Annotated in this window: 21 protein-coding genes; 12 read left to right on the top strand and 9 right to left on the bottom strand. The window is 57.2% G+C overall.

All coding sequences use genetic code 11. The features are described 5' to 3' along the window. Positions 1 to 6 precede the first annotated feature (6 nt). The 3 genes from JLG71_RS21065 to JLG71_RS21055 form a co-directional block, all read right to left on the bottom strand. On the bottom strand, positions 7 to 693 hold the full coding sequence (locus JLG71_RS21065) for a Crp/Fnr family transcriptional regulator (RefSeq protein WP_116280747.1): 687 nt from the start codon (positions 691 to 693) through the stop codon (positions 7 to 9). Positions 694 to 1019: 326 nt separating this feature from the next. Continuing rightward, entirely contained in the window at positions 1020 to 1847 is an 828-nt protein-coding gene (locus JLG71_RS21060; RefSeq protein ID WP_116280746.1) for an MBL fold metallo-hydrolase, read from the bottom strand. A 9-nt stretch (positions 1848 to 1856) separates the two neighbouring features. After that, positions 1857 to 2399 (bottom strand): sugar ABC transporter, encoded by a 543-nt coding sequence (locus JLG71_RS21055; protein ID WP_116280745.1) that lies wholly within the window; start codon positions 2397 to 2399, stop codon positions 1857 to 1859. 137 nt (positions 2400 to 2536) lie between these two features. On the opposite strand from JLG71_RS21055, the gene JLG71_RS21050 reads away from it, so the two are divergent. After that, entirely contained in the window at positions 2537 to 3412 is an 876-nt protein-coding gene (locus JLG71_RS21050; protein WP_025107115.1) for a LysR substrate-binding domain-containing protein, read from the top strand. Positions 3413 to 3449: 37 nt separating this feature from the next. On the opposite strand, the gene JLG71_RS21045 is transcribed toward JLG71_RS21050, so the two are convergent. Then, entirely contained in the window at positions 3450 to 4316 is an 867-nt protein-coding gene (locus JLG71_RS21045; protein WP_025107114.1) for a GNAT family N-acetyltransferase, read from the bottom strand. A 352-nt stretch (positions 4317 to 4668) separates the two neighbouring features. On the opposite strand from JLG71_RS21045, the gene cadC reads away from it, so the two are divergent. The 6 genes from cadC (at position 4669) to JLG71_RS21015 (ending at position 14092) form a co-directional block, all read left to right on the top strand. Further along, positions 4669 to 6201: a lysine decarboxylation/transport transcriptional activator CadC gene (gene cadC / locus JLG71_RS21040; RefSeq protein WP_116280744.1), complete on the top strand. Its 1533-nt coding sequence runs from the start codon at positions 4669 to 4671 to the stop codon at positions 6199 to 6201. Positions 6202 to 6565: 364 nt separating this feature from the next. Next, positions 6566 to 7903 (top strand): cadaverine/lysine antiporter, encoded by a 1338-nt coding sequence (cadB, locus tag JLG71_RS21035; protein WP_004848490.1) that lies wholly within the window; start codon positions 6566 to 6568, stop codon positions 7901 to 7903. An 81-nt stretch (positions 7904 to 7984) separates the two neighbouring features. Next, complete coding sequence (gene cadA / locus JLG71_RS21030; RefSeq protein ID WP_004848492.1) at positions 7985 to 10132, top strand: lysine decarboxylase CadA; 2148 nt, start codon at positions 7985 to 7987, stop codon at positions 10130 to 10132. A 59-nt stretch (positions 10133 to 10191) separates the two neighbouring features. Further along, positions 10192 to 11667 carry a dipeptide permease DtpD gene (gene dtpD / locus JLG71_RS21025; protein ID WP_049079709.1) on the top strand — a complete coding sequence of 492 codons (1476 nt, stop codon included), beginning with the start codon at positions 10192 to 10194 and terminating at the stop codon, positions 11665 to 11667. 341 nt (positions 11668 to 12008) lie between these two features. Then, entirely contained in the window at positions 12009 to 13526 is a 1518-nt protein-coding gene (gene lysS / locus JLG71_RS21020) for a lysine--tRNA ligase (protein WP_004848495.1), read from the top strand. Positions 13527 to 13678: 152 nt separating this feature from the next. After that, positions 13679 to 14092 carry a hypothetical protein gene (locus JLG71_RS21015; RefSeq protein WP_014228246.1) on the top strand — a complete coding sequence of 138 codons (414 nt, stop codon included), beginning with the start codon at positions 13679 to 13681 and terminating at the stop codon, positions 14090 to 14092. Between the two features lie 266 nt (positions 14093 to 14358). Here the strand turns inward: JLG71_RS21015 and JLG71_RS21010 are convergent, their stop codons facing one another. Further along, positions 14359 to 15234, bottom strand: a complete 876-nt coding sequence (locus JLG71_RS21010; protein ID WP_025107110.1) for an extended-spectrum class A beta-lactamase OXY-1-2 — start codon at positions 15232 to 15234, stop codon at positions 14359 to 14361. A gap of 162 nt (positions 15235 to 15396) precedes the next feature. Here JLG71_RS21010 and JLG71_RS21005 point away from each other — a divergent pair, with 162 nt between their 5' ends. Next, a complete protein-coding gene (locus JLG71_RS21005) occupies positions 15397 to 16428 on the top strand; it encodes a Gfo/Idh/MocA family protein (RefSeq protein WP_038424180.1) in 1032 nt (343 codons plus the stop codon). 43 nt (positions 16429 to 16471) lie between these two features. On the opposite strand, the gene JLG71_RS21000 is transcribed toward JLG71_RS21005, so the two are convergent. Further along, entirely contained in the window at positions 16472 to 17479 is a 1008-nt protein-coding gene (locus JLG71_RS21000; RefSeq protein ID WP_025107108.1) for a Gfo/Idh/MocA family oxidoreductase, read from the bottom strand. A gap of 104 nt (positions 17480 to 17583) precedes the next feature. Here JLG71_RS21000 and JLG71_RS20995 point away from each other — a divergent pair, with 104 nt between their 5' ends. From JLG71_RS20995 to JLG71_RS20980, 4 genes are all read left to right on the top strand, one after another. Next, positions 17584 to 18603, top strand: coding sequence for a LacI family DNA-binding transcriptional regulator (locus JLG71_RS20995; protein ID WP_046876920.1), 1020 nt, complete (start codon positions 17584 to 17586; stop codon positions 18601 to 18603). Between the two features lie 449 nt (positions 18604 to 19052). Beyond that, complete coding sequence (locus tag JLG71_RS20990) at positions 19053 to 19976, top strand: sugar ABC transporter substrate-binding protein (protein WP_046876919.1); 924 nt, start codon at positions 19053 to 19055, stop codon at positions 19974 to 19976. A gap of 24 nt (positions 19977 to 20000) precedes the next feature. Next, a complete protein-coding gene (locus JLG71_RS20985; RefSeq protein ID WP_116280741.1) occupies positions 20001 to 21485 on the top strand; it encodes a sugar ABC transporter ATP-binding protein in 1485 nt (494 codons plus the stop codon). Between the two features lie 19 nt (positions 21486 to 21504). Continuing rightward, the gene (locus JLG71_RS20980; protein WP_170873311.1) at positions 21505 to 22527 is read left to right on the top strand and encodes an ABC transporter permease; all 1023 of its coding nucleotides are present in this window, start codon (positions 21505 to 21507) and stop codon (positions 22525 to 22527) included. Positions 22528 to 22572: 45 nt separating this feature from the next. On the opposite strand, the gene JLG71_RS20975 is transcribed toward JLG71_RS20980, so the two are convergent. The 3 genes from JLG71_RS20975 to JLG71_RS20965 are packed head-to-tail and all read right to left on the bottom strand — an operon-like array spanning position 22573 to position 25468. Continuing rightward, a complete protein-coding gene (locus JLG71_RS20975; protein ID WP_116280740.1) occupies positions 22573 to 23814 on the bottom strand; it encodes a Zn-dependent hydrolase in 1242 nt (413 codons plus the stop codon). Beyond that, entirely contained in the window at positions 23811 to 24293 is a 483-nt protein-coding gene (locus JLG71_RS20970; RefSeq protein WP_025107105.1) for an L-2-amino-thiazoline-4-carboxylic acid hydrolase, read from the bottom strand. The genes JLG71_RS20975 and JLG71_RS20970 overlap by 4 nt, the downstream gene beginning before the upstream one ends. A gap of 17 nt (positions 24294 to 24310) precedes the next feature. After that, positions 24311 to 25468, bottom strand: a complete 1158-nt coding sequence (locus JLG71_RS20965) for a branched-chain amino acid ABC transporter substrate-binding protein (RefSeq protein WP_023320490.1) — start codon at positions 25466 to 25468, stop codon at positions 24311 to 24313. Positions 25469 to 25494: the final 26 nt, after the last annotated feature.

The following is a 25494-nucleotide window of genomic DNA, read 5'->3' as shown; positions in this document are numbered from 1 at the left end:
GGCGCGTCATTCAACAATATCGTTGCCGAGAAACTGACGTAATCCAGCAAGATCCTTAATTTCGAGTCCCTGCTTTGTCCGCGCAACCAGTCCGGCATCAATCAGCGCTTTAACCGCGCGTCGATAGACGCGGTCGGTGGTGCCGAATCTCTCCGCTTCCTGATAATTCTTACTGAATCCATCCATTGGCTGTTTGTTCAGGTGCTGCCGGTAGAGGTCATAGGCAACATTATGAACGATGGGGTAGAGCATGCGGTGTAAGAAGATTTCCAGCATATCCTGGTAGTCTACCGCCATGGCGCTGGCAAAAAATATCGCCAGTTTAGGATGTCGATTGAGCGCTTCCTCGAGCCGCTCGCAGCTGCATACCGCAACGGTAAGAGGTTCCTCCGCCACGATATCAAGCTGGCAGCGATAGCCTGTGAAAAACTCCATTTCACCAAAAAGTTGCTCATCGCATTCCATCGCACCCAGCTGGAAGCGGCGGCCGTTTTCCGCGCTGTAACGCAGGGATATTCTGCCTGATTCGACCATGATTAATCGGTCAACAACCTGGCCCTGATGATAAAGATGCTCATTTTCGGCAATAAGCTGCTTATCTGAGAGTAGCTCGCGAAACGTTCTCTCGATAAACGCATCGTCCTGCTGCCAAATGCTATGAAAACGACCTTTGGTGAGTGGTTTAAGCTGCATGTTTTAATGTCTGTAGGAAGCGAATCCTGCTGCTGAGTGTCAGTTTTTACGTGCGGATGTCGTTTAAAGGACGGTTCATCGTCCGCAACGGGAAGCAGTGTACATCCTGGCACTCCTCGTCGCGAGCGGCTTGTCGGGAGGATAATGAAAATGAATTTTAGCGCCGCGTTTATCAGAAGAAAGCATAGGGAAACGCCGTTTAAATCAGGGGTGAGTTCGGTTAAACCCGGCGACCGGCGCCGCCGGGAATTTTCAATAGGTGAAAAATAAAGCGTTGTTGGATAAGAAAAGGCGGCCAGGGCGTTAACCTCCGGCCCGCTTTCTCTTTACGGCGCAGAATCATCGATACGATAGCCGTGCGAGGTCGGTACGATATGCGCAAATCCCGACCCGCCAAGGTGCATACCGGCAATCAGCAGGTTTTCGCTGACGGCCTGGGCGAGGATCGCTTCCCGCGTCGCTCTGGCCTGCGCGGGATCGCAATCAAAAGCAACGGCGGCGGCGGGTCGGGCGGTCTGAATATGCGGAAAATGGACGATGTCGCCCCAGATCAGCAGGCTTTGCGCCGCGGCGTCGATGCGAAACCCGCTATGGCCTGGCGTGTGCCCGGGTAGCCATAGCGGGCGGATACCCGCGACGGCCTCGCGCTCATCCAGAAAACCGAGGCTGCGGGAATAGGCGTCCAGGGTGCGGCGGGCGAGCGTGAAGTTGCGCTGCCCCCGCGCATTGGCCCGGTTTAGCATGGCGTCGTCCTGCCAGTACTCGGCTTCCAGAGGGTGCAGATAAAGACGGGCGTGGCGATAGCGCGGCGCGCCGTTGGCATCCAGCAGGCCGCCGATATGATCCGGGTGAGCGTGAGTCAGCAGGACAGTATCCACGTCGTCTGGCGCACTCCCCGCCGCTCGCAGACTGGTTTCCAGCACGCCGCCTCCCGTACCCGCGTCGACCAGAATCGTCCTTCCCCGACCGCGAATAAGATAGCCACTAATGTCGATATTGCTGGGGTCAATGACGCCCGCGCTGCGCTGAATGTCTGCGGCATCGTCGATATTAATACCCGACAGCAGCGCCAGGCCAGCGGCCATGCTGCCGTCGCTGAGGGGCGTCACCTGAAAATCGCCAATCTGGCGGGAGAGAAAAGCGGGTTTGTGCATATCAACCTCTTAGCGTGATGGGGGCGGTATTTCAGTCGGGCTTTGCATCTGACCGGCCATGGGCTCATACATCGAGACGTATTCCCGTCCCGCCAGCAGCATGGCTTCCCGGCGCGGCAGAACGTACGCCACGCGCTGCGGCGGGTTGTTATCCAGCCCGGCGGCCGAAAGGTTTGTCGGCGGATATCCCAGTTCCGACTCAACGACGTCCAGCGGCTCGGGGCTCAGCAGCAAAACATCCCCCTCAGCGACGGCAGGAAAGACGCCGCCGTAGCGATACAGGTTTCGCCGCCAGTCGCGAATATGCGCCTGCCAGCGGGAAAAGCTGCCGCCGCCTTTCTGGCGATACGCTTCACTGGCGAGCGTATCGCCATGCTCGATGGTATGAATAGCAAGATAGACCGGGCAGCCGGAGGAGAGCGCCCTGAAGCGCTGCGAGGCGCGGAATCCGCTGACGGACACCAGCGCAGGCAGCTTGTCCTCGCTGTAAAACCTGTTCCAGCCGGCTTCGCTTTGCGGGTCGGCGTAGCTGCACTCAACGATATATAACATGGGCTGCCCTCTGCATGATGGAATGATATTATTGACGTTTGATCATGCTACGTTGGGCACTAAGCGCTATAAAACGATATTATTTCACCACTCAATGACATTTCGTCATTGATAAACCTTCAGCAGAGGCGGCGTTCGTGCGAAAAAAACTCCCCAGCAGTACCTCGCTGCAGGCCTTTGAGGCTGCCGCCAGGCACGGTAACTTTGCCCGCGCGGCGGAAGAGCTGTCGCTTACCGAAGGCGCGATCAGCCGGCAAATCGCCCGCCTGGAATCGCTGTTAAACTGCAAGCTGTTTGAACGGACTGGGAGCCGGGTACGGCTGAACCCCAACGGCGCGCGCTATGCGCACCATGTCCGCGAGACGCTGGAGCGTCTTGAGCGAGATACGCAGTATCTGATGGGGGCTGCGGACGGCAGCCGAAGCCTGGAAATCGCCGCGCCGCCGACCTTTGCCAGCCGCTGGCTCATTCCCCGACTGGGGGATTTTCAGCGCCGGAATCCGGATATCACGCTGAATATCGCGGTCAGAACCGACCCGTTTATCCTCACCGGCAGCGGTTTTGACGCGGCGGTTCATTTCGAGCATCCCGCATGGGCAGGAATGCGCTTGCGGTTTCTGTTTGAAGAGAGACTGGTGCCGGTATGCCACGCCGGGCTACTTACGGGAGAAGATCTCGCCAGCCAGCTGAACGCGCTGCCGCGTATTCATCGACGGCAGAATCCTGACGCCTGGCAGCGCTATGCTGAAGAGTGCGGGATCGCGCTGGATAATCCGGCGCGGGGCGTGCGCTACGATCTGCATGAGATGGCGATAGCCGCCGCGCTGGCCGGGCAGGGCGTTGCGCTGGTACCGCACGTGTACGTTGAAAAAGCGCTCGAAAACGGGACGCTGGCTGCGCCCTGGCCGCAGGCCCGCAGCCTGAGCAAGCGCTTTTGCCTGGTGAGGCCGCTGGAAAACGGCGTCAACGAATCGGCGCTACAGGCGTTTGAACAGTGGTTATTGGCGCAATAAGGCCCGGTCGCGGGCCGTAGACGCGTTAAGCGCAGCCTCAGGCGTGGGATAAAAGCGGGAACATCAGCTTATTCTCTTTGAAGATATTTTCTTTTTGTCCGTAGATAAACAGAATATCTTCGCCTTCGATTTTTTCATACTCGCCGGTCCGATTCTCTTTGGGGGTAAAGCCGAGAATAGCCTGGTACGTATTTTCATCGGCGAGCTCGTTAATAATGGCCGACAGGGAGCGTCCGCTGTCGCAGAAAATATCAAAACAGATCAGCGCCGGACCGTTTTGCATCGCAATCGCGATGGCCTGGTTTTTGTCGGAATAATAGACGAAGTGCTTCATAAAGGCGGAGCAGTAGAACATCAATAAACCGAAGTTATCCTGTACCCGCAGCTGTGAAAACGGATTCGATTTTTGATAGTACCGCTGTAATCGCGCAACCTCTTCCGGCTGGTCCATATCGAGCTTGCGGAAGTCGCCCGCTGCCGGTACCACCGGCATAATATATTGATGTTCGGCGGTGCGCTCGAAGCCAAATTTCGGATAAAAATCAACGGTTGTCGGGTTAGCAAACAGGAAAAAGGCGTCGGCCTTATCCTGCCAGTCCGTCAGAATCTCCCTGACGAGCTGCCCGGCCAGACCCTTATCACGATGATCGATATCGGTCATCACGGTGCCGATTTGAATATAGCGGCGGGGTTCGCCCTGCCAGATCAGATCGATAATATTGGCGGAGGCGTTAGCAATCACTTTATTGTTGCTTACCAGGGCGTAGGGAATATAGGCGTCGGTCCAGTACCCTTTGCGGTACCACTCTTTAAAGGAGAGATCGAAGGTTTTAATCGCCAGGTCAATGAAGCTATTTCTTAACACGTCATTGTGCACAATTTGCTTATCTAATTTGTAGTTCATCGTCGACATTCCTTACGCTGCGGGTGAGGCACTGTTTTCGGCCATCTGTTCGGCGGTCCGATCTCTGTCGGGCGAGCTAAAAATAGCATATCCCCACGGATGGGCGACGATTGTCGCGCCTAAGCTTTGCTCAGGTCACACATTCGGGGAAAATAGGGCTAAAAATGGCGCGCTTTTGTCGCCCCAGGGAACATCGCCCTCAGGCAAAAGACGCCTTTAGCAAATGAAAGTTTGCCAGTCATCAAAAACGAAGAGGAATATATTGCGTTCATGGTCATGACCCCTATCATTAATAGGTAGGGTAAATGTGGTATCATCGCGCCTTTCCCTTTTCGTCCTGGGGCTCTTTTTTATGCAACAACCTGTTGTTCGCGTTGGAGAATGGCTGGTTACTCCCTCTGTTAACCAAATTAGCCGCAAGGGGCGTCAGCTAACTCTCGAACCGCGCTTAATCGATCTTCTGGTTTTCTTTGCCCGTCATCCCGGCGAAGTACTCAGTCGGGATGAGCTCATCGATAATGTCTGGACCCGCAACGTTGTCACCAGTCACGTCGTCACGCAAAGCGTTTCCGAGCTACGTAAGTCGCTGAAAGATGGCGACGATGGCAGCCTTGAATATATCGCTACCGTACCCAAACGCGGCTATAAGCTGACGGTGCCGGTGATCTGGTGTACCGAAGAGGGGGAGGAGCCGACGCCGGTTATTCCCGCAGAAACGCAGACGGTCGGGTTTGAGGCGCCGTTGACCTCCCCGCAGCCCGATGCGTCTGCGCCAGACAGCACACCGGTGGCGAAGCCGGAAAAACGCAAGCGGCTGACCACGTTTATCGTCTGGGGTCTGTTCCTGCTGGCCCTCGCGAGCTGCGTGGCGCTGGTGGCCCTGTCAACCCTGCAGTCGCGCCCGCCGGTCACGAAAACCCGGCTGCTGCTTAACCCGCGTGATGTCGATATTCACCTGCTCAGCGGCAACACCTGCAACAACTGGTCATCGCAGCACTCCTATGCCATCGGTCTGGGGAGCCTGATTACCACCTCGCTGAACACCTTCTCCACCTTTATGGTGCACGACAAAACCAACTACAACATCAATGAGCCGAGCAGTTCCGGTAAAACCCTGACCATTGAGTTCGTCAACCAGCGGCACTATCGCGCACAGCAGTGCTTCATGTCGGTGAAGGTGGTGGATAACGCCGACGGCTCGACCATGATGGATAAGCGTTACTTTGTCACCAGCGACAACCAGCTTTCGATTCAGAACGACCTGCTGAGCAGCCTCTCTGAGGCGCTGAAGCAGCCATGGCCGGCGCGGATGCAGGAGATGTTAAAGCAGTATCAGCCGTCGCAAAGTATCGCGCTTACCCATTTCTATCAGGCGCATCAGCTATTAATGAACGGAGACGTTGATTCGCTGGGCAAAGCCAGTAGCCTGCTTGCCGACGTGAATAAGCAGTCGCCGGACTTTACCTATGCGTGGGCGGAAAAAGCGCTGGTTGACGTATTGCGCCATTCTCAGCAGCCGCTGGATGAGAAACAGCTCGCCGATCTGTACAGCGAAATAACCCGGGTGGGTAATATGCCGGGGATTAAAGATATGGCAATATTTTATCAGATTAAAACGGTGGATATGCTGGGCAAAGGAAAAGTGGATGAAGCCTATGACGCGATTAATGCCGGGATTGATCTGGAAATGTCGTGGATGAATTATGTGCTGCTGGGCAAAGTCTACGAAATGAAAGGGCAGAACCGGGAAGCTGCCGATGCCTACCTGACGGCGTTTAATTTACGCCCGGGTGAGAATACATTTTACTGGATTGAAAACGCCGTATTCCAGACCTCCGTGACCCGCGTGGTTCCGTATCTCGATAACTTCCTCGCTTCAGAATAAGTAAACCCTCATCATGGTCATGGTTTTGGCCGTGGTGAGGTTAAAATTATGTTTCTCATGAGCCACCAGATTGTTATGGTTTATAACCACTCCGGTCCCGCATGCAACACTTTTTCAACACGAAGTTGACCTCATAACCCAATGAAAAACATCTAAATTTACCTTTTCCTGATATCAACATGTCATCCTGATATGTTGCGCGAAAAAGGTCAAAATATCATTTGTCTGATGTTTGCAGTTATTTCACTTTATCTTTAGGACTTATCTCGTACTAATCCGTAATCTTGTTGGCAGTTGGTCGGGTCAATAAAAGGTTCATCATCATGATCTGTACCTCCCAAATAAACTTAGGAGAAAAGCAAACATGAGTTCTGCCAAGAAGATCGGGCTATTTGCCTGTACCGGCGTAGTCGCCGGTAATATGATGGGGAGCGGTATTGCATTATTACCTGCAAACCTCGCTAGCATCGGTGGTATTGCCATCTGGGGTTGGGTAATTTCTATTATTGGCGCGATGTCTCTGGCTTATGTTTATGCCCGGCTGGCGACCAAGAATCCGCAGCAGGGTGGCCCAATTGCCTACGCCGGTGAAATATCCCCAGCGTTCGGTTTCCAGACCGGCGTGCTTTATTATCACGCCAACTGGATCGGTAACCTGGCAATCGGTATTACCGCCGTCTCTTATTTATCAACATTCTTCCCAATTTTAAATAACCCGGTGCCGGCAGGTATTGCCTGTATCGCCATCGTATGGATATTCACCTTCGTGAATATGCTCGGCGGGACCTGGGTTAGCCGCCTGACAACAATTGGCCTGGTACTGGTACTTATTCCTGTGGTCATGACCGCGGTGGTCGGCTGGCACTGGTTTGATGCCGCAACCTATCAGGCAAACTGGAACACCTCCAGCACCACTGACAGCCACGCGGTAATCAAAAGTATCCTGCTCTGCCTGTGGGCCTTTGTCGGGGTAGAATCTGCCGCCGTGAGTACCGGGATGGTGAAAAACCCAAAACGCACCGTGCCGCTGGCCACCATGCTGGGCACCGCGATGGCCGGTATCGTCTACATCGCCGCGACCCAGGTGATTGCGGGTATGTATCCTGCCTCTCAGATGGCCGCATCCGGTGCGCCGTTTGCAGTGAGCGCCTCCACCATTCTCGGCGGCTGGGCTGCGCCGATGGTTTCCGCCTTCACCGCCTTTGCCTGCCTGACTTCGCTGGGTTCGTGGATGATGCTGGTGGGTCAGGCCGGCGTACGTGCCGCCAATGACGGTAACTTCCCGAAAGTGTATGGCGAACTCGACAGCAACGGTATTCCGAAAAAAGGCCTGCTGCTGGCCGCGGTGAAAATGACCGCGCTGATGGTGCTGATTACCCTGATGAACTCTACCGGCGGCAAAGCGTCTGACCTGTTCGGTGAGCTGACCGGTATCGCGGTACTGCTGACCATGCTGCCTTACTTCTACTCCTGCGTTGACCTGATTCGCTTCGAAGGCATCAATGTACGCAACTTCGTCAGCCTGATTTGCTCCGTACTCGGCTGCGCGTTCTGCTTCATCGCCCTGATGGGGGCAAGCTCCTTCGAACTGGCCGGTACCTTTATCGTCAGCCTGATTATCCTGATGTTCTACGGTCGCAAAATGCACCAGCGCCAGAACAACGACAACTCCGCTGATAGCAGCACCGCCAGCGCGCATTAATCAGCAACCCTATTCCTGAGGCTCCTTCCATCACCTGTCACGACGTGGCGGGAGGGGCTTTCTTTATCTGGAGATTTGACTATGAACGTTATCGCAATCATGAATCACATGGGTGTCTACTTCAAAGAAGAACCCATCCGTGAACTGCATCGCGCCCTCGAACGCCTGGACTTCCGTATTGTCTACCCGAACGACCGTGAAGACTTATTAAAACTTATCGAAAACAATGCGCGTCTGTGCGGCGTGATCTTCGACTGGGATAAATACAATCTCGAACTGTGCGAAGACATCAGCAAAATGAACGAATACATGCCGCTGTACGCCTTTGCGAACACTTACTCAACGCTGGACGTGAGCCTCAACGATCTGCGGATGCAGGTTCGCTTCTTCGAATATGCGCTGGGCGCAGCGGAAGATATTGCCAACAAAATCAAACAGAATACCGACGAGTATATCGACACCATTCTGCCGCCGCTGACCAAAGCGCTGTTTAAATACGTGCGTGAAGGCAAATACACCTTCTGTACCCCAGGCCATATGGGCGGTACCGCGTTCCAGAAAAGCCCGGTCGGCAGCATCTTCTACGATTTCTTTGGTTCCAATACCATGAAATCCGATATCTCGATTTCGGTTTCTGAACTCGGTTCTCTGCTGGACCACAGCGGCCCGCACAAAGAAGCGGAAGAGTACATCGCCCGCGTCTTCAACGCGGAACGCAGCTACATGGTGACCAACGGGACCTCTACCGCCAACAAAATTGTCGGCATGTATTCCGCCCCGGCCGGTAGCACCGTGCTGATTGACCGTAACTGCCATAAATCGCTGACCCATCTGATGATGATGAGCGACATTACGCCAATCTACTTCCGCCCGACCCGCAACGCCTACGGTATCCTCGGCGGTATCCCGCAGAGCGAATTCCAGCATGCGACCATCGCGAAGCGCGTGAAAGAAACCCCGAACGCGACCTGGCCGGTGCACGCGGTTATCACCAACTCCACCTATGACGGTCTGCTGTACAACACGGACTACATCAAGAAAACCCTGGATGTGAAATCCATCCACTTTGACTCCGCGTGGGTGCCTTACACCAACTTCTCGCCGATTTATGAAGGCAAATGCGGGATGAGCGGCGGCCGCGTCGAAGGGAAAGTGATTTACGAAACCCAGTCCACGCACAAACTGCTGGCGGCGTTCTCTCAGGCCTCGATGATTCACGTTAAAGGCGACGTGAACGAAGAGACCTTTAACGAAGCCTACATGATGCACACCACCACTTCTCCGCACTACGGCGTGGTGGCCTCGACGGAAACCGCGGCGGCGATGATGAAAGGCAACGCCGGTAAGCGCCTGATTGACGGCTCTATCGAACGTTCAATCAAGTTCCGTAAAGAGATCAAACGTCTGAAAGGCGAGTCCGACGGCTGGTTCTTCGACGTCTGGCAGCCGGAACATATCGATGGCGCTGAATGCTGGCCGCTGCGCTCCGACAGCGCGTGGCACGGTTTCAAAAACATCGATAACGAGCACATGTATCTCGACCCGATTAAAGTCACGCTGCTGACTCCGGGGATGAAGAAAGACGGCACCATGGATGAGTTCGGTATTCCGGCGAGCATCGTGGCGAAGTATCTCGACGAGCACGGTATCGTGGTCGAAAAAACCGGTCCGTACAACCTGCTGTTCCTGTTCAGTATCGGTATCGACAAAACCAAAGCGCTGAGCCTGCTGCGTGCGCTGACCGATTTCAAACGCGCGTTCGACCTGAACCTGCGGGTGAAAAACATGCTGCCGTCGCTGTATCGTGAAGATCCGGAATTCTACGAAAACATGCGCGTTCAGGAACTGGCGCAGAACATTCATAAACTGATTGAGCACCACAACCTGCCGGATCTGATGTTCCGCGCGTTCGAAGTGCTGCCGACCATGATGATCACGCCGTACGCCGCGTTCCAGAAAGAGCTGCACGGTCAGACCGAAGAGGTGTATCTCGAAGAGATGGTGGGCCGCGTCAACGCCAATATGATCCTGCCGTATCCTCCGGGAGTGCCGCTGGTGATGCCGGGTGAAATGATCACCGAAGAGAGCCGTCCGGTGCTGGAATTCCTGCAGATGCTGTGCGAAATCGGCGCCCACTATCCGGGCTTCGAAACCGATATCCACGGCGCCTATCGTCAGGCGGATGGTCGTTACACCGTTAAAGTGCTGAAAGAAGAAAATAACAAATAATCGATGCACAACAGGGAAGTGGCTTGCCACTTCCCTTTTTCACGCTGCAAGGAGAACACATGAAAACACCCTCACAGCCGCGCGCGATTTATTACATCGTTGCGATCCAAATCTGGGAATATTTCAGCTTTTACGGCATGCGTGCCTTACTCATCCTCTACCTCACCCATCAGCTCGGCTTTGATGACAGCCACGCTATCAGCCTGTTCAGCGCTTACGCTTCCCTCGTGTACGTAACTCCTATTCTCGGCGGCTGGCTTGCCGACCGCCTGCTCGGCAACCGCACGGCGGTGATTGCCGGCGCGCTGTTAATGACGCTTGGCCACGTGGTGCTGGGCGTGGAATCCGATTCCACCTGGAGCCTGTACCTCGCGCTGGCGATCATTATCTGCGGCTACGGCTTGTTCAAATCCAACATCAGCTGCCTGCTGGGCGAGCTCTACGCCGTTGACGACCCTCGCCGCGACGGCGGTTTTTCGCTGCTGTACGCCGCCGGTAACGTCGGCTCCATCGCCGCGCCTATCGCCTGCGGGCTGGCGGCGCAGTGGTACGGCTGGCATATCGGCTTTGCGCTGGCGGGAATCGGCATGTTTGTCGGCCTGATGATTTTCCTCAGCGGTAGCCGCTACTTCCGCCACGCGCGCGGCGTCGATAAACAGGCGCTGCGGGCGATAAAGTTTGTGCTGCCGACCTGGGGCTGGCTGGTGGTGATGCTCTGCGTTGCGCCGGTGTTTTTCACGCTGCTGCTGGAGAATAACTGGTCCGGCTATCTGCTGGCGATCGTGTGCGTGTTCGCCGCCCAGATGGTGGCGCGCATTATGGTCAAATCGCCGGAGCATCGCCGCGCGCTGTGGCAGATCGTTCTGCTGATGCTGACCGGGACTCTGTTCTGGGTTCTGGCGCAGCAGGGCGGGAGTTCGATCAGCCTGTTCATCGACCACTTTGTTAACCGTCATCTGCTGAATATTGAGGTGCCGACCGCGCTGTTCCAGTCGGTTAACGCGGTGGCGGTGATGGCGGCTGGCGTCGTGCTGGCGTGGCTGATGCGGCCGGAAGGCGCGACCCGCTCGGCGCTGCGCGTGTGGCTGAAGTTCGCCTTTGGCCTGGTGCTGATGGGCTGCGGCTTTATGCTGCTGGCGCTTAACGCGCGCCACGGCGCGGCGGAAGGGCAGGCATCAATGGGCATGATGGTGGCCGGCCTGGCGCTGATGGGCTTTGCCGAACTGTTTATCGACCCGGTAGCGATGGCGCAGATCACCCGCCTCAATATGCCCGGCGTCACCGGGGTACTGACCGGGATTTATATGCTGGCCACCGGCGCGGTAGCCAACTGGCTGGCGGGAGTGGTGGCGCAGCAGACCACCGAGTCGCAGATCAGCGATACGGCGATTGCCGCATATCAGCACTTCTTTGCCCAGATGGGCGAATGGACGCTGGGCTGCGTGGCGGTGATTGTCGTCGTCGCCTTTGCCGCCGCGTTTAGCGTCGGCAAACGCCGCGCGGCCGCCGGTGAACTTCCCGGCGGCGGCGCCTAGCCCCGTCTGGCGACAGGTCCGGCTTACCGGGGCTACAAAATCGTGCTGCCTGGTAGCCCGGCTAAGGCGTTTACGCCGCGAGCCGGGGATCGGTAACCCCAACAGTGGAGCGACAAGCCGCTCCTTGCACCGTTTACTGAACAGGAGGAGGATATTCTGGCAGGCGCGGAAGCCGAAGATAAAAAACTGTTACTGAAGCGATGGCTGAGCGAAATCAGCCGGAATTGAAGCCAGGCTCCTTAAGATTGTTCTTTGGCGTCGACGCCGGAACAGGCCGCGCTGGAGAGTGACCTGGTTCAATTATCGAAGCAAGTTTGCAAGCAGGGTTATGAGGAACCAACATGTCTGAACAACAAGCACAAGGTGCCGATGAGGCAATTGACCTTAATAATGAACTGAAAACCCGTCGTGAAAAACTGGCCGCGCTGCGTGAGCAGGGCGTGGCGTTCCCGAACGATTTTCGCCGTGACCACACTTCTGACCAGCTCCATGCGGAATTTGATGGTAAGGAAAACGACGAGCTCACCTCTCTGAACGTCGAGGTCGCCGTGGCTGGCCGCATGATGACCCGCCGGATTATGGGGAAAGCCTCTTTCGTCACCTTACAGGACGTCGGCGGCCGCATTCAGCTGTACGTCGCGCGCGACGATCTGGCGGAAGGCGTCTACAACGAACAGTTTAAGAAATGGGATCTTGGCGACATCATCGCCGCCCGCGGTAAGCTGTTTAAAACCCAGACCGGCGAACTCTCCATTCACTGCACCGAGCTGCGCCTGCTGACCAAGGCATTGCGCCCGCTGCCGGACAAGTTTCACGGCCTGCAGGATCAGGAGGCGCGCTATCGTCAGCGCTATCTGGATCTGATCTCCAACGAAGAGTCGCGCCACACCTTCAAGGTGCGTTCGCAGATCCTCGCCACCATGCGTCAGTTCATGGTCGCGCGCGGCTTTATGGAAGTCGAGACTCCGATGATGCAGGTGATCCCCGGCGGCGCCTCCGCGCGTCCGTTTATCACCCATCACAACGCGCTCGATCTGGATATGTATCTGCGCATCGCGCCGGAGCTGTATCTGAAACGGCTGGTGGTCGGCGGCTTCGAACGGGTGTTCGAAATCAACCGCAACTTCCGTAACGAAGGGATCTCCGTGCGCCACAACCCTGAGTTCACCATGATGGAACTCTATATGGCGTATGCGGATTACAAAGATCTGATCGAACTGACCGAATCTCTGTTCCGCACGCTGGCGCAGACCGTGCTGGGGAAAACCGAAGTCCCGTACGGCGACCAGGTGTTCGACTTCGGCAAGCCGTTTGAAAAACTGACCATGCGCGAAGCGATCAAGAAATACCGTCCGGAAACCGAGATGGCGGATCTGGATAACTTCGAGGCGGCAAAAGCGCTGGCGGAATCCATCGGTATTCACGTTGAGAAGAGCTGGGGGCTGGGGCGTATCGTCACCGAGATTTTCGACGAAGTAGCGGAAGCCCATCTGATCCAGCCAACCTTTATCACCGAGTATCCGGCGGAGGTTTCGCCGCTGGCGCGCCGTAACGACGTGAACCCGGAAATCACCGATCGCTTTGAGTTCTTTATCGGCGGGCGTGAAATCGGCAACGGCTTTAGCGAGCTGAACGACGCGGAAGACCAGGCCCAGCGTTTCCAGGATCAGGTCAACGCCAAAGCGGCGGGGGATGATGAAGCGATGTTCTACGACGAAGACTACGTCACCGCGCTGGAATATGGCCTGCCGCCGACGGCCGGTCTGGGCATCGGTATCGACCGCATGGTGATGCTGTTTACCAACAGCCATACCATTCGCGACGTGATTCTGTTCCCGGCAATGCGTCCGCAGAAGTAAATCCCGCTAAAACCAGGTCCCCTCGTTTCCCTGAACCGGGGGGCCTTTATTTCGACGTGTTTAATTCCGACGAGTAATAATTGCGAATCAGCTTACTCCGGACACCTTATGTGCTATAACAGCGCGCATAAAAAACATAAGGTGTTAATTAAATGAAAAAAATAAAATTAATTGTTGGTGGCGTGATCTGTGCAAGTTATTTATTTACGTCAGTGTTATCAATGGCAAGTGATAATATCAACAACCATACCGTTCATTTTGATAAAGGCAGCAACGGCACGATAATAAAAAGCACCGTGACCGGTGACGGTGTTAACGACTATACGCTGGAGGCGAAAGCGGGCCAGATGATGCATATCAATATGAACAGCCAGCGGCCGCATCCTTATTTCAATGTTATCGCTCCTGATAATAATTCGATTTTTAACGGTTCTCTGAGCGGTGATACCTTTGAGCAACGTCTGATGAGCAGCGGTAAATATACGGTGCGGGTTTATCAGATGGGCGGCGCGCGCGATGAAAGGAAAACCAGCGCTTACGCGCTGACGTTTAAAATTACCGACTAATATTTGGCGGCTGTCTATTCAGGCTGTCCCGGAGGCGGCGCGCTGCGCCTGTCCGGGCTACCGGCCCGCAGACGGCGGGGAACCCGTAGCCCGGTCAGCGCAGCGCCACTGGGGAAACAAAGCGCAGAGTGGCTGAATTTCCCGGAGGCGATGCTGCGCATTTGTCCGGGCTACCGGCCCGCAGACGGCGGTGGACCCGTAGCCCGGTCAGCGCAGCGCCACCGGGAAACAAAGCGCAGAGTGTTGCAGAGGGGCCTGTTCCCGGGTTAAAGCCCTTCGGTGACGATTTTTGCCGCCGCGGCTAACACCTCTTTGCGGCTTTTCGCATCCTGCTGCGGCTGGGTAAAATAGGTCACCAGCACCAGCGGGGCATGATTTTCCGGCCAGATCACCGCGATATCGTTGGTGGTGCCGTAATCTCCGCCGCCGGTTTTATCCCCGACCACCCAGCTTGCGGGCAGGCCTGCGCGAATGCTTTGCCCGCCGGTGGTATTGCCTTTTAGCCACGTTACTAACTGGGCGCGCTGCTGTTCGCCCAGCGCATTGCCCAGCGTCAGCTTGCGCAGGCTTTCGGCCATCGCCAACGGGGTGGTGGTATCGCGCTTATCGCCGGGAATCGCGCTGTTCAGCGCCGGCTCCGTACGATCGAGACGAAAAGTGACATCCCCGATACTCTGGGCGAATGCGGTCACCTTTTCCGGTCCGCCAAGGTAGCTAATCATCTTATTCATCGCGGTATTGTCGCTGTACTGCAGCGCCGCCGCGCTGAGTTCCGCCAGGGTCATTCCGCTTTGCAGATGTTTTTCGGTGATCGGGCTCCAGACCACTAAATCCGATTTTTTAATCTCCAGCCTTTTATTCACCACCTCTGGATTGCTTTCGCTCTGTTTTAACACCGCGGCGGCGGCCATCACTTTACCGGTGCTGCACATGGCAAAACGTTCATCGCCGCGATAGAGGGTTTGCGAATCATCTGCCGTGTTAATCAGCGCTACGCCCAGCCGACCGCCGGAACGTTTTTCTAAATCAGCCAGCTTTTGCTGGATAGCATCGGCACTGGCCCATAATGAACCGCTCGCCAGCAGCAGCGGAACGGCGGCGGCGGCCATCAGGGCGGTTTTACGCCACGAACTTTTCAACATCTCAGACTCCTTGATAGTGATGAGCTGCCCGGACTATCCGCGACTCCCGCGCTTTTGACAAGCACTATGTCGATGATGGAATTCCATCATAAATTCGTTATTCGTCCTCCTCTGCGCCTGCTTATAGTGTCTCTCCCCGGCAAAATAAAATCAGGAGCCGCTATGTTCCCGTCACAGTTACCAAAACCGCGCCATCCCGCCGCCTCGGCGATCCCCTCGCTGCGCTGGGCCATTATTGGCCCCGGCTGGATTGCCGAGCGCTTTGTGAAATCGTTAAAAGAGCTCAGCCGCCAGCGGGTGGTTGCCGTCTCCTCGCGCACGCAGCAAAAAGCCGACGATTTCGCCGCCCGCTGGGGGATCCCGCAGGCTTACGCTCAGGTGGATGAGATGCTGGCGCGACCGGATATTGATGCGGTTTACGTTGCCACGCCGCATAACCACCACTTTCCCGACGGGCTGCGGGTGCTGCAGGCGGGCAAACATGTGCTGATTGAAAAGCCGTTTGCGCTGAACCGGCGGGAAGGCGCGGCGCTGAAAGCGGAGGCCATGAAGCAGGGGACGCTGGCGATGGAGGCGATGTGGTGCGACTACGCGCCGAAGTATGACGTGATTCGCCAGCTGCTGGAGGACGGCGTGCTGGGCGATCTGCACACGCTGCTCGCCGATCACGGCGAGTTTTTTACCCCGGATCATCGCATTTTTAATGCCGATCTCGCCGGCGGGCCGATGATGGATCTCGGCAGCTATCTGACCTCATTCTGCGTGATGGTCGGCGGCGTGCCGCAGGACATTATCGCCCGCGGGCGTCCCGCCCAAAGAGGCGTCAACGGGCAGATTTCGATGCTGTTTAACTGGGAAAACGGCTTACAGGGATTGCTCAATACCACCCTGTTCAGCAACACGCCGGGCGGCGCGGTGGTGGCCGGGCGCGATGCGACCCTTACCCTCGACGGGCAGTTCTACGCGCCGGGGAATTTTACCCTCGCCGCCAGCCAGGGAGGGCAGGTGCTGCGCTGGGAGGAGCCGCGCAACCGCTACGACCAGCTGTTTTATCAGGCCGAACATTTTGCCTGGTGCGTGGGGCAAGGGCTTACGGACTCGCCGATCCGCCCGCTGGCCAGGGTGCTGGAAAACCTGAGCGTGATGGACGAAGTGCGGCGGCAGATTGGCGTGATATTTAACGAGGAGCGTTAACGGCGCGCCGTTGCCCCGTATGCCGACCGCATACGGGGCTTTTTTACGCCAGCGGTTCGACGCTGACAAACTGCCCTTGCCGCAGGGAAAGCACGGCGGCTTCGGCGATAGCCTGCGCCCGCAGCCCGTCCAGCAGCCCCGGCAGGTCCGGCACCGCTTCTCCGCCTAGCGAGCGGACAAAAGCATCCAGATGCGCGTAGTACGACCCCTCGACGCGACTGAACCAGTCCGGATAGAGTCCGGGCTGAATGCAGCGCGCTCCCTGCCACAGCGTGACGCCGCGCGATGCCTGACTGCCGGACTCTATCACTCCCTGCGGGCCAAGCAGGCTAATGCGCTCATCGTAGCCGTGGCCGGTGCGCCGGGTGTTGTCCAGCTGCGCCAGCGCGCCGCCGCGCATCCGCAGCATGACAATAGAGGTATCGACATCGTCGAATTCGGCAATTTCCGCCAGCGCCAGCGCAGCCCCCAGCGCGGCGACGGTCGTCACTTCATCACCGGTAAGAAAGCGCAGCAGGTCAAAGAAGTGAATCGCCTGGTCGCGCATCTGGCCGCCTGAGCTGCGCAGATATTCCAGCGGCGGCATAACCGATGCCCGACACACCATCTGAACCAGTTCGATTTGGCCAATCGCGCCAGCCTCGATCTCCCGGCGCAGCTGCTGGTGGCTGGCGTCGAAGCGGCGGTTAAAGCCAACGGTCACCGGTACCCCGAGCGGCAGCACTTTCTCGACGACCTGGCGGGCGCGGGCCAGCGAAAGATCGATCGGTTTTTCGCAGTAGACCGCTTTTCCCGCGCGCGCGGCGGCTTCCAGCAGCGCCGCGTGTGAAGGCGTCGAGCTGGCGATCAGTACCGCGTCAATGGCGTCGCTATTGATGGCTTCGGCGACGGTTACCGCCCGCGCGCCGTAGCGGGAAGCCAGCGCTTTCGCCCGCTCGGGATCGGCGTCGGCCACCATGGCCAGAACGGTCCGCTCATGGCGAGCGAGGCTGGCGGCGTGAACCTGGCCAATAAAACCGCTGCCCAACAATGCAAAACGAATGCAGGTCATTTTTTTCTCCAGAAAGAGGGATTTAGCGTTGCCAAAGTAATCCGTTTGCTACACTGACCGACACGGGCGTTTTGATGGATTTCCATCATGGGGGAGACGAGACGATGAAAAGCATTTCGCTGGAGGCACTGGCTAAACGGATTGGCGTGGGCGTCGCGACCGTTGACCGGGTGCTTAACGAACGCGGCGGCGTGTCGCCGGAAACCACGCGCAGGGTGCTGGAGGCCGCGCGGGAGGCCGGGCTGAAGCGCATTCTGCCGGAAGAGCGCCGTCTCCCGTGGCAAATAGAAGTGTTTCTCAGCGATAACGATTCGCGCTTTTTCTCCCGTCTGACGCAGGATTTCGCCGACGTGGCGGATAGCCTTGGCTATCGCCGACTGACGCTGCACCGCACGCTGGTGGCGGAGTCCGCGCCGGAAAAGCTGGCGAAAAGCCTTATCCGCAGCAGCAAAAAGCGCCATGCGATAATTGTCTTTGGCAACGAACATCCGCGGGTCTATGACGCCTTGCGCCAGTGTCGCGAGGCGAACGTGCCGGTGATTACGCTGGTCACCGATCTCCCCGGCGCGCAGAGGCTTTGTCACGTCGGGATCGATCAGCAGCAGGCCGGCCGCACCGCGGGCAGGATGATGGGGTTAATGGCGCACCGTCCTGGAGAAGTGCTGATGCTCAGCGGGCGCCAGGACTTCAGCGCTCATCGCTTACGGATTCAGGGATTTCGCGAGGTGATTAGCCAGCGCTTTCCGCATCTGCTGCTGGGCGAGGTTTTGGCGGGGGAGGACAACCGACAGCGAATCGACCGCGTGCTGGAAGAGGCCCTGCGCCGCAACCGCGACGTGGTGGGCATCTACAATACCGGGCTGGGCAACACGCAGGTGGCGCAGGCGCTGGCTCGCCATCGCCGCTACGGCGAGTGCTGCTGGATGACCCATGAACGCTACAGCACCACCCGTGAACAGCTGGCCCTGGGGGGAATGGCGCTGACGATCGATCAAAACCCGCGCCAGCATGCCCGTCTGGCGGTGGAGCTGGCCCTGCGCCATCTGGAAACCGGCTATCAGCCGCATCTGTTCAGCGACGGCAAGGTCGAATTTATCCTTTACAGCGCTGAAAACGTCGACTGAGCGCCCGCGGCCCGCGGGGCGACATCCCCTTTTACACCCTATCTCCTGTCTCGTTTTAAACCGCTGCCGCTATCGGCGCGCCGCGCGGCAAACCGTCGCCTGCCTCTCATTTTTTGCGCATTTATGCGTCAATGTTAGATGTGTGTCAAAGTTCTGTTAACACGCAGTTTTAAAATTTTCATTTCAGTTATTTACTTATAAAAGTTTCATATGTGTTGTTAATGAAATAAATGGTCTGGAATTTTTCTTCCGCTATAAATGGACTAATGTTTCAAAAAACCATTTTAAAACAACTGAATTTTGTGATTTCGATCAACAACAAAAAATGCACCAGCGCGCGGGCTGTTTTTTCAAAAAGCTGGAAAAGCAGGCGCTTAACGCACAATTAATGAAACTATTTTTTCATTTTACCTTACCTAACCGATGTACCTGAAAATAAAGGATCAACGATGAATATTAAGAAAACGGTTGTTGCCTCTTTGCTAGCCTGCATGCTGCCAGCGGTCGTGATGGCGAAAGATATTTCGGTCGGTGTTTCCATGGCGCTATTCGATGACAACTTCCTGACGATTCTGCGCACCGCAATGCAAAAAGAGATGCAAAAAGATGGCGTTAAGGCGCAGGTGGAAGATGCCAAAGGCGACGTCTCCCAGCAGCTACAGCAGGTGCAGAACTTTATTGGCCAGGGCGTCGACGCGATTATCGTCAACCCGGTCGACACCAACGCGGTCAAACCGATTATGGACCAGGCGACCAAAGCGGGCATTCCGCTGATCTTTGTTAACCGCCGCCCGCAGGCGCAGCTGACCGACAAAATGGCCTACGTTGGCTCCGACTCGGTGCTGGCGGGGCGCTTACAGATGGAAGCGTTAGCCAAAGCGATGAACGGCAAAGGGAACGTCGCCATTCTGCTCGGCGACCTGGCGAATGAATCGACCCGTGACCGCACCAAAGGCGTCGAAGAGGTGGTGGCGAAGTACCCGGATATCAAAATCGTGCAGAAGCAGACCGCGAAATTTACCCGCAACGATGCCGTTGACGTGGTCAGCAACTGGATGACCAGCGGCGAAGACATTCAGGCCATCGCCTCCAACAACGATGAAATGGCCATCGGCGCGCTGCAGGCGCTGGGTAAAAATCCGAACCATATCCTGATTGCCGGGGTGGACGGGACGCCGGATGCCCTGCAAATGCTCAAAAACGGCAAGATGATCGCCACGATTTTCCAGGATGCCAAAGGGCAGGGCGAAGGCGCGGTGGATGCCGCCATTAAGCTGGCCAACGGCGAGAAAGTGGAAAAGATCATCGACGTCCCTTACCAGCTGATCACCAAAGACAACATGGCTGAGTTCGTTAATCGCAACCAGAAATAGTCGCTCAGGGTACGGAGGTGAAGTATGAACGCTTTTGCACTTGAAGCCGAAGGGATCAGCAAATTCTTCCCCGGCGTGAAGGCGCTCGACAACGTCTCATTACGCGTGCGCCCGGGGACGGTGCACGCGCTGATGGGCGAAAACGGCGCCGGAAAATCCACGCTGATGAAATGCCTGATCGGGATCTACCGTCCCGATAAGGGCGCGATCCGCGTTAAAGGGGAGCCGGTCCAGTTTCAGGATACGATGGACGCGCTGCGCGCCGGGATCTCGATGATCCACCAGGAGCTGAATCTGGTGCCGCATATGACGGTGGCGGAAAATATCTGGCTCGGCCGCGAGCCGATGAAATACGGTTTTGTCGATCATCGTCAGCTTGCCCGCCAGACGCAGGATCTGCTGGATAAACTCAATATCCGGCTATCCGCCGACCGGCTGGTGGGGGAGTTAAGTATCGCCTCCCAGCAGATGGTGGAAATTGCCAAAGCGGTTTCGTGGAACGCGGATATTGTGATTATGGATGAGCCGACCTCGGCGTTAACCGAAAGCGAAGTGGCGCATCTGTTTACCATTATTCGCGATTTACGCCAGCAGGGAAAAGCCATTATTTATATCAGCCATAAAATGGATGAGATTTTCGCGATTACCGATGAGATCAGCGTATTTCGCGATGGCACCTGGGTCGGCAGTAAACATACCACCGATTTTACCCGTCAGTCGCTGATCACCCAGATGGTCGGCCGGGAGCTCACCCAGCTCTTTCCCAAGTTCAATAACGCCATTGGCGAAGAGGTGCTGACCGTCCGCAATTTGTCGCGCAAGGGGGTCTTTCACGATATCAACTTTAGCGTACGCCGCGGCGAAATCCTCGGCGTGGCGGGGCTGGTGGGGGCCGGGCGTAGCGAAGTGATGGAGAGCCTGTTTGGCATGGATAAAGCCGATAGCGGCGAAGTGCTGATTGAGGGAGTGCCGGTCACGATTGACTCGCCTTCGACGGCGATTGAAAAAGGGATGGCGCTGCTGACGGAAGACCGCAAAAAGTCCGGACTGTTTCTCGTGCTGTCGGTGCTGGAGAATATGAGCATCGTCAAAATGCCGGAATATATCGGTAAAACCGGCTTTGTTCAGCACCTCAAAATGGCCGAAGACTGCATGGAGCAGATCCGCCGCCTGAATATTAAAACCCCCACCATGGATCAGATTATTAATAACCTCAGCGGCGGTAATCAGCAGAAGGTACTGATTGCCCGCTGGCTGCTGACCCAGCCGAAAATACTGATTCTCGATGAGCCGACGCGCGGAATCGACGTCGGGGCGAAAGCGGAAATTTACCATCTGATCAGCGAGCTGGCCAACCGCGGCGTGGCGGTGATTATGGTCTCTTCAGAATTACCTGAGATTCTCGGGATGAGCGATCGGGTGATGGTCATGCATGAAGGGCGTATTACCGGCATCCTCAATAAAGAGGACGCCGACCAGGAAACCATTTTGTCGTTGGCATCCCATTGAGGCACAGAGAATGAGCAATATGAAAATAACGGCGACCCCGATCACTGAGAAACCCTCTTTCTTTGGGCAATTACGCCACCGGCTGCCGAAAGATACCGGGATATTTATCGTCATGCTGGTGATTGCCCTGACGTTTGAAATTGCCGGCTGGTACGTCCGCGACCAGTCCTTTTTATTAAACACCAATCGCCTGATATTAATTGTTTTGCAGGTAGCGATTATCGGTATTATCGCCGTCGGGGTCACCCAGGTCATTATTACCACCGGCATTGACCTCTCCTCCGGCTCGGTGATCGCTCTCGCCGCCGTGGTGGCGGCAAGCCTCGCGCAAACCTCCGATAGCCTGTCGCCGATGTTCCCGTCGCTGGTCAATATGCCGGCGATTATCCCGATTGGCGCCGGCATCGGCGTCGGTCTTCTGTGCGGCTTAACCAACGGCTTTCTGGTGACCCGCACCGGCATCCCGCCGTTTATCGCGACGCTTGGAATGATGGTGTCGGCGCGCGGTCTGGCGCAGTACTACACCCAGGGCAACCCAATCAGCTTCTTATCCGACAGCTTTACCGCCATCGGCCAGGGGGCGATGCCGGTGATTATTTTCTTCGTCGTCGCCGCGGTCTTCCATATCGCCCTGAAGCATACCCGCTACGGTAAATACGTTTACGCTATCGGCGGTAACATGACGTCGGCCAAGGTCTCCGGTATCAACGTGAATAAATACCTGGTGATCGTCTATGCCATCGCCGGGGCGCTCTCCGGCCTGGCGGGCGTGGTGCTGGCGGCGCGCGTCAGCAGCGGGCAGTCGAGCATGGGCATGTCCTACGAACTGGATGCTATCGCCGCGGCGGTTATCGGCGGCAGCAGCCTGATGGGCGGGGTGGGGCGCATCACCGGGACCTTAATCGGCGCGATGATCCTCGGCCTGATTAAAAGCGGGTTTACCTTTGTCGGCGTCGACGCCTACGTGCAGGATATTATCAAAGGCATCATTATCGTCGCGGCGGTGACTATCGATATGCGCCGCAACCGCAAAAAGCATTGATCGGCAATAGCCCACGGCCTTGGCTGGCGTGGGCTGTATCGCGTTTTACGTCGCGCCGCAAGCGGGCTCATCCGCGGCAAGACGTAAACTGTTGAGCAGCACGTTCGCCCCTTTCTCCGCCCATTCCGGCAGAATGTTCTCCGCTTCGTTATGGCTAATGCCCTTCTCGCAGGGAATGAAAATCATGCTGGCGGGCGCGACCTTGCTGATATAGCAGGTATCGTGCCCGGCGCCGGAAACCATGGTTCGCGCGCTATAGCCCAGTTCGTCCGCCGCCCGCTGGCTGCGCGCCAGACATCCGGCATCAAAGGCAATGGGCGCGTAATCAAAAATACGCTCGACGTTTGCCGTCACGCCGCGCGCCGCCAACGCTTCAGCGGCGCGATGCAGGGCGAGTTCCATCGCTTCCAGCGCCGGGGATTGCGGATGACGAAACTCGACGCTGCACGCCACGCCTCCCGGCACCACGTTGCGCGATCCCGGAATGACCTGCGCCATGCCGATAGTCGCACGCCCGTCTGGATTATGGGCGATACCGATTTGCTCCACCGCCAGCGCCAGCTCGGCGAAGGCGGTCAGCGCGTCGCGGCGGCTGCCCATCGGCGTGGTTCCTGCGTGGGCGGAAAAGCCCTCCAGAGTGACGTTGAACCAGCGCTGGCCCATTGCCGCGTGAACGAGGCCGATATCAACGCCTTCTTCTTCCAGAATCGGCCCTTGTTCGATATGCACTTCGTAGCAGGCGTGGAGCGGGAAGGCGGCGGCAGGACGCTCCCCGCGATAGCCGATAGCCTCCAGCGCCGCGCCAACGCTGATGCCGTCGCGATCTTCGCGGGCGAGGGCGAAAGCTTCGCTAAACTGCCCGGCCCACACGCCGGACGCCAGCATCGCCGGGGCAAAGCGCGCGCCTTCTTCGTTGGTCCAGTTCACCAGCACAATATCGCGTTCGGTCTCAATGCCGCGATCGTTCAGCGTGCGCAGCGCCTCCAGCCCGGCGAGAACGCCGTAAATGCCGTCATAGCGGCCGCCGAGCGGCTGGGAGTCGACGTGGGAACCGGTCAGCACCGGGGCTAACTGCGAATTTTTACCGGCGCGGCGAATAAACATATTGCCCATGCTGTCGACGTCGCAGGGAAAGCCGGCCTCCTGAGCCCACTGGCGCAGCAGGTCGCGCGCCTGACGATCCTCTTCGCTGAGCGCCAGCCTGGTCACGCCGCCCGCCGGCGTGGCGCCGAGCAGCGCCATCTCGTTGAGCGTCGACCACAGACGTGCGCCGTTGACGGTTATCATGACTTGTCCTTTTGCACGCGATAGCGGAAGTCGCAGCATTTACCGCCCTGCATGATGGTGGTGGTGCGGGTCAGCTCCACGTCCGGGGCGTAGCCGACGATAAATTTATCGTCGCGGGCGCAGGAGAGCAGGTGGCCAATCTCGCCGAGGCCCATTTCGTGGTACATCTCGGCGTAGCGGCAGCGGTTTACGTTGTAGTTATACTGCTGGTCGTCGGCGTCCAGCACCGTGACTTCCAGGGCGTTATCTTTCTCCCACAGATACTGCAGCGCGACAAAGCTCTGGATATCCGCACCGTTCGGCTCCTGGCGGGCAAACGCTTTTCCCGCCTCAATGGCGGCGTTTTCAATCGCTTCGCCGATGACCGCCTGGGCGCGAGCTTTCCCTATCTCGCGCACCAGGATGGCGTAAATCGGCTTGATTATTTCTGCTTCAATTTTGCGGCGGGCGAGAATGCCCAGCTCGTTATTATCACTCATCACATTGCCTCACTGCGTTACTTCGTTGTTGCGCCGCCGAGTACGGTTTGCGGCTGCCATTTTCCGTCGACGACTTTATAAACGGTAAAGGTTGGCGATTTCAGGTTGCCCTCTTTATCAAAGGCGATTTGTCCGGTCACCCCGGCGTAGTTAATGGCGCGCAGGGCGGGCAGATAGTCGGCAGGGTCGACGGAGTCGGCTTTTTCCATCGCCGCGACCAGCACGCGGGTAGCGTCATAGGCGAACGGCGCGTGCAGTTCGATATGGGTGTGATAGCGCGATTGGTAGGCCTGCTCGAAGGCTTTACCGCCCGGCATCTGCTCGACCGGCAGCCCCGGCTCCAGCGCCACCACGCCGTCGCCCTCTTTTTGCGCCAGCTGGAGGAAGGTCTGGCTAACGAAGCCGCCTGCGCCCATCAGGGTGGCGTTCATACCCAGCTGTTTGATGCGGCGCGCCAGCGGGGCGGCCTGGCTATCGACGCCGCCAAAGAAAATCAGGTCGGCGTTTTTGCTGCGGATCGCGGTCAGCACGGCGCTGAAGTCGACGGTTTTGTCATCGACGTACTGGCGGTCGACGATGTTGATTCCCTGCGCTTCCAGCGACTTAATAAACTCATCCGCCAGCCCCTGGCCGAAGGCGGTACGGTCATCAATGACCGCGATGCGTTTGGCCTTCAGGGTTTGTACCGCGTACTGTCCGGCAAACTGCCCGCCGTCATCGTCGTGGCCCATCACGCGGAAGCTGGTGTCGAAGCCCTGTTTGGTGTAGGCGTGCCCGGTGGCGACCGGCGCGACCTGGGCGATGCCCGCATCGTGATAAACCCGCGCAGCGGGAATGCTGGTGCCGGTGTTCCAGTGGCCGACGACGCCCGCGACGCCGCTATCCACCAGACGCTGGGCGACGGCAACGGCGGTGCGTGGGTCGGACTGATCGTCTTCCGATTGCAGCTTGAAGGTTACCGCCTTGCCGCCGATGGTCGGGTGCTGCTTGTTGATATCGTCAATCGCCAGCTGCGCGCCGTTTTCCAGATCCTTGCCGATACGCGCGGAAGGGCCGGTGAGCGGGCCAGCCAGGCCGATAATAACGGTTTCGCTGGCCGCGGACCACGCGGCGGATGAGGCAAAACCACTGAGCAGAATAGCGGCGCTGAGCGCGCTGATTTTTACGGTTTTCATTGTTTTTCCCTGATGCTGGTTGGTGT

It is taken from the genome of Klebsiella michiganensis, from assembly GCF_015139575.1.
GTDB lineage: Bacteria > Pseudomonadota > Gammaproteobacteria > Enterobacterales > Enterobacteriaceae > Klebsiella > Klebsiella michiganensis.
This window is presented reverse-complemented; position numbering and strand designations above follow the sequence as displayed.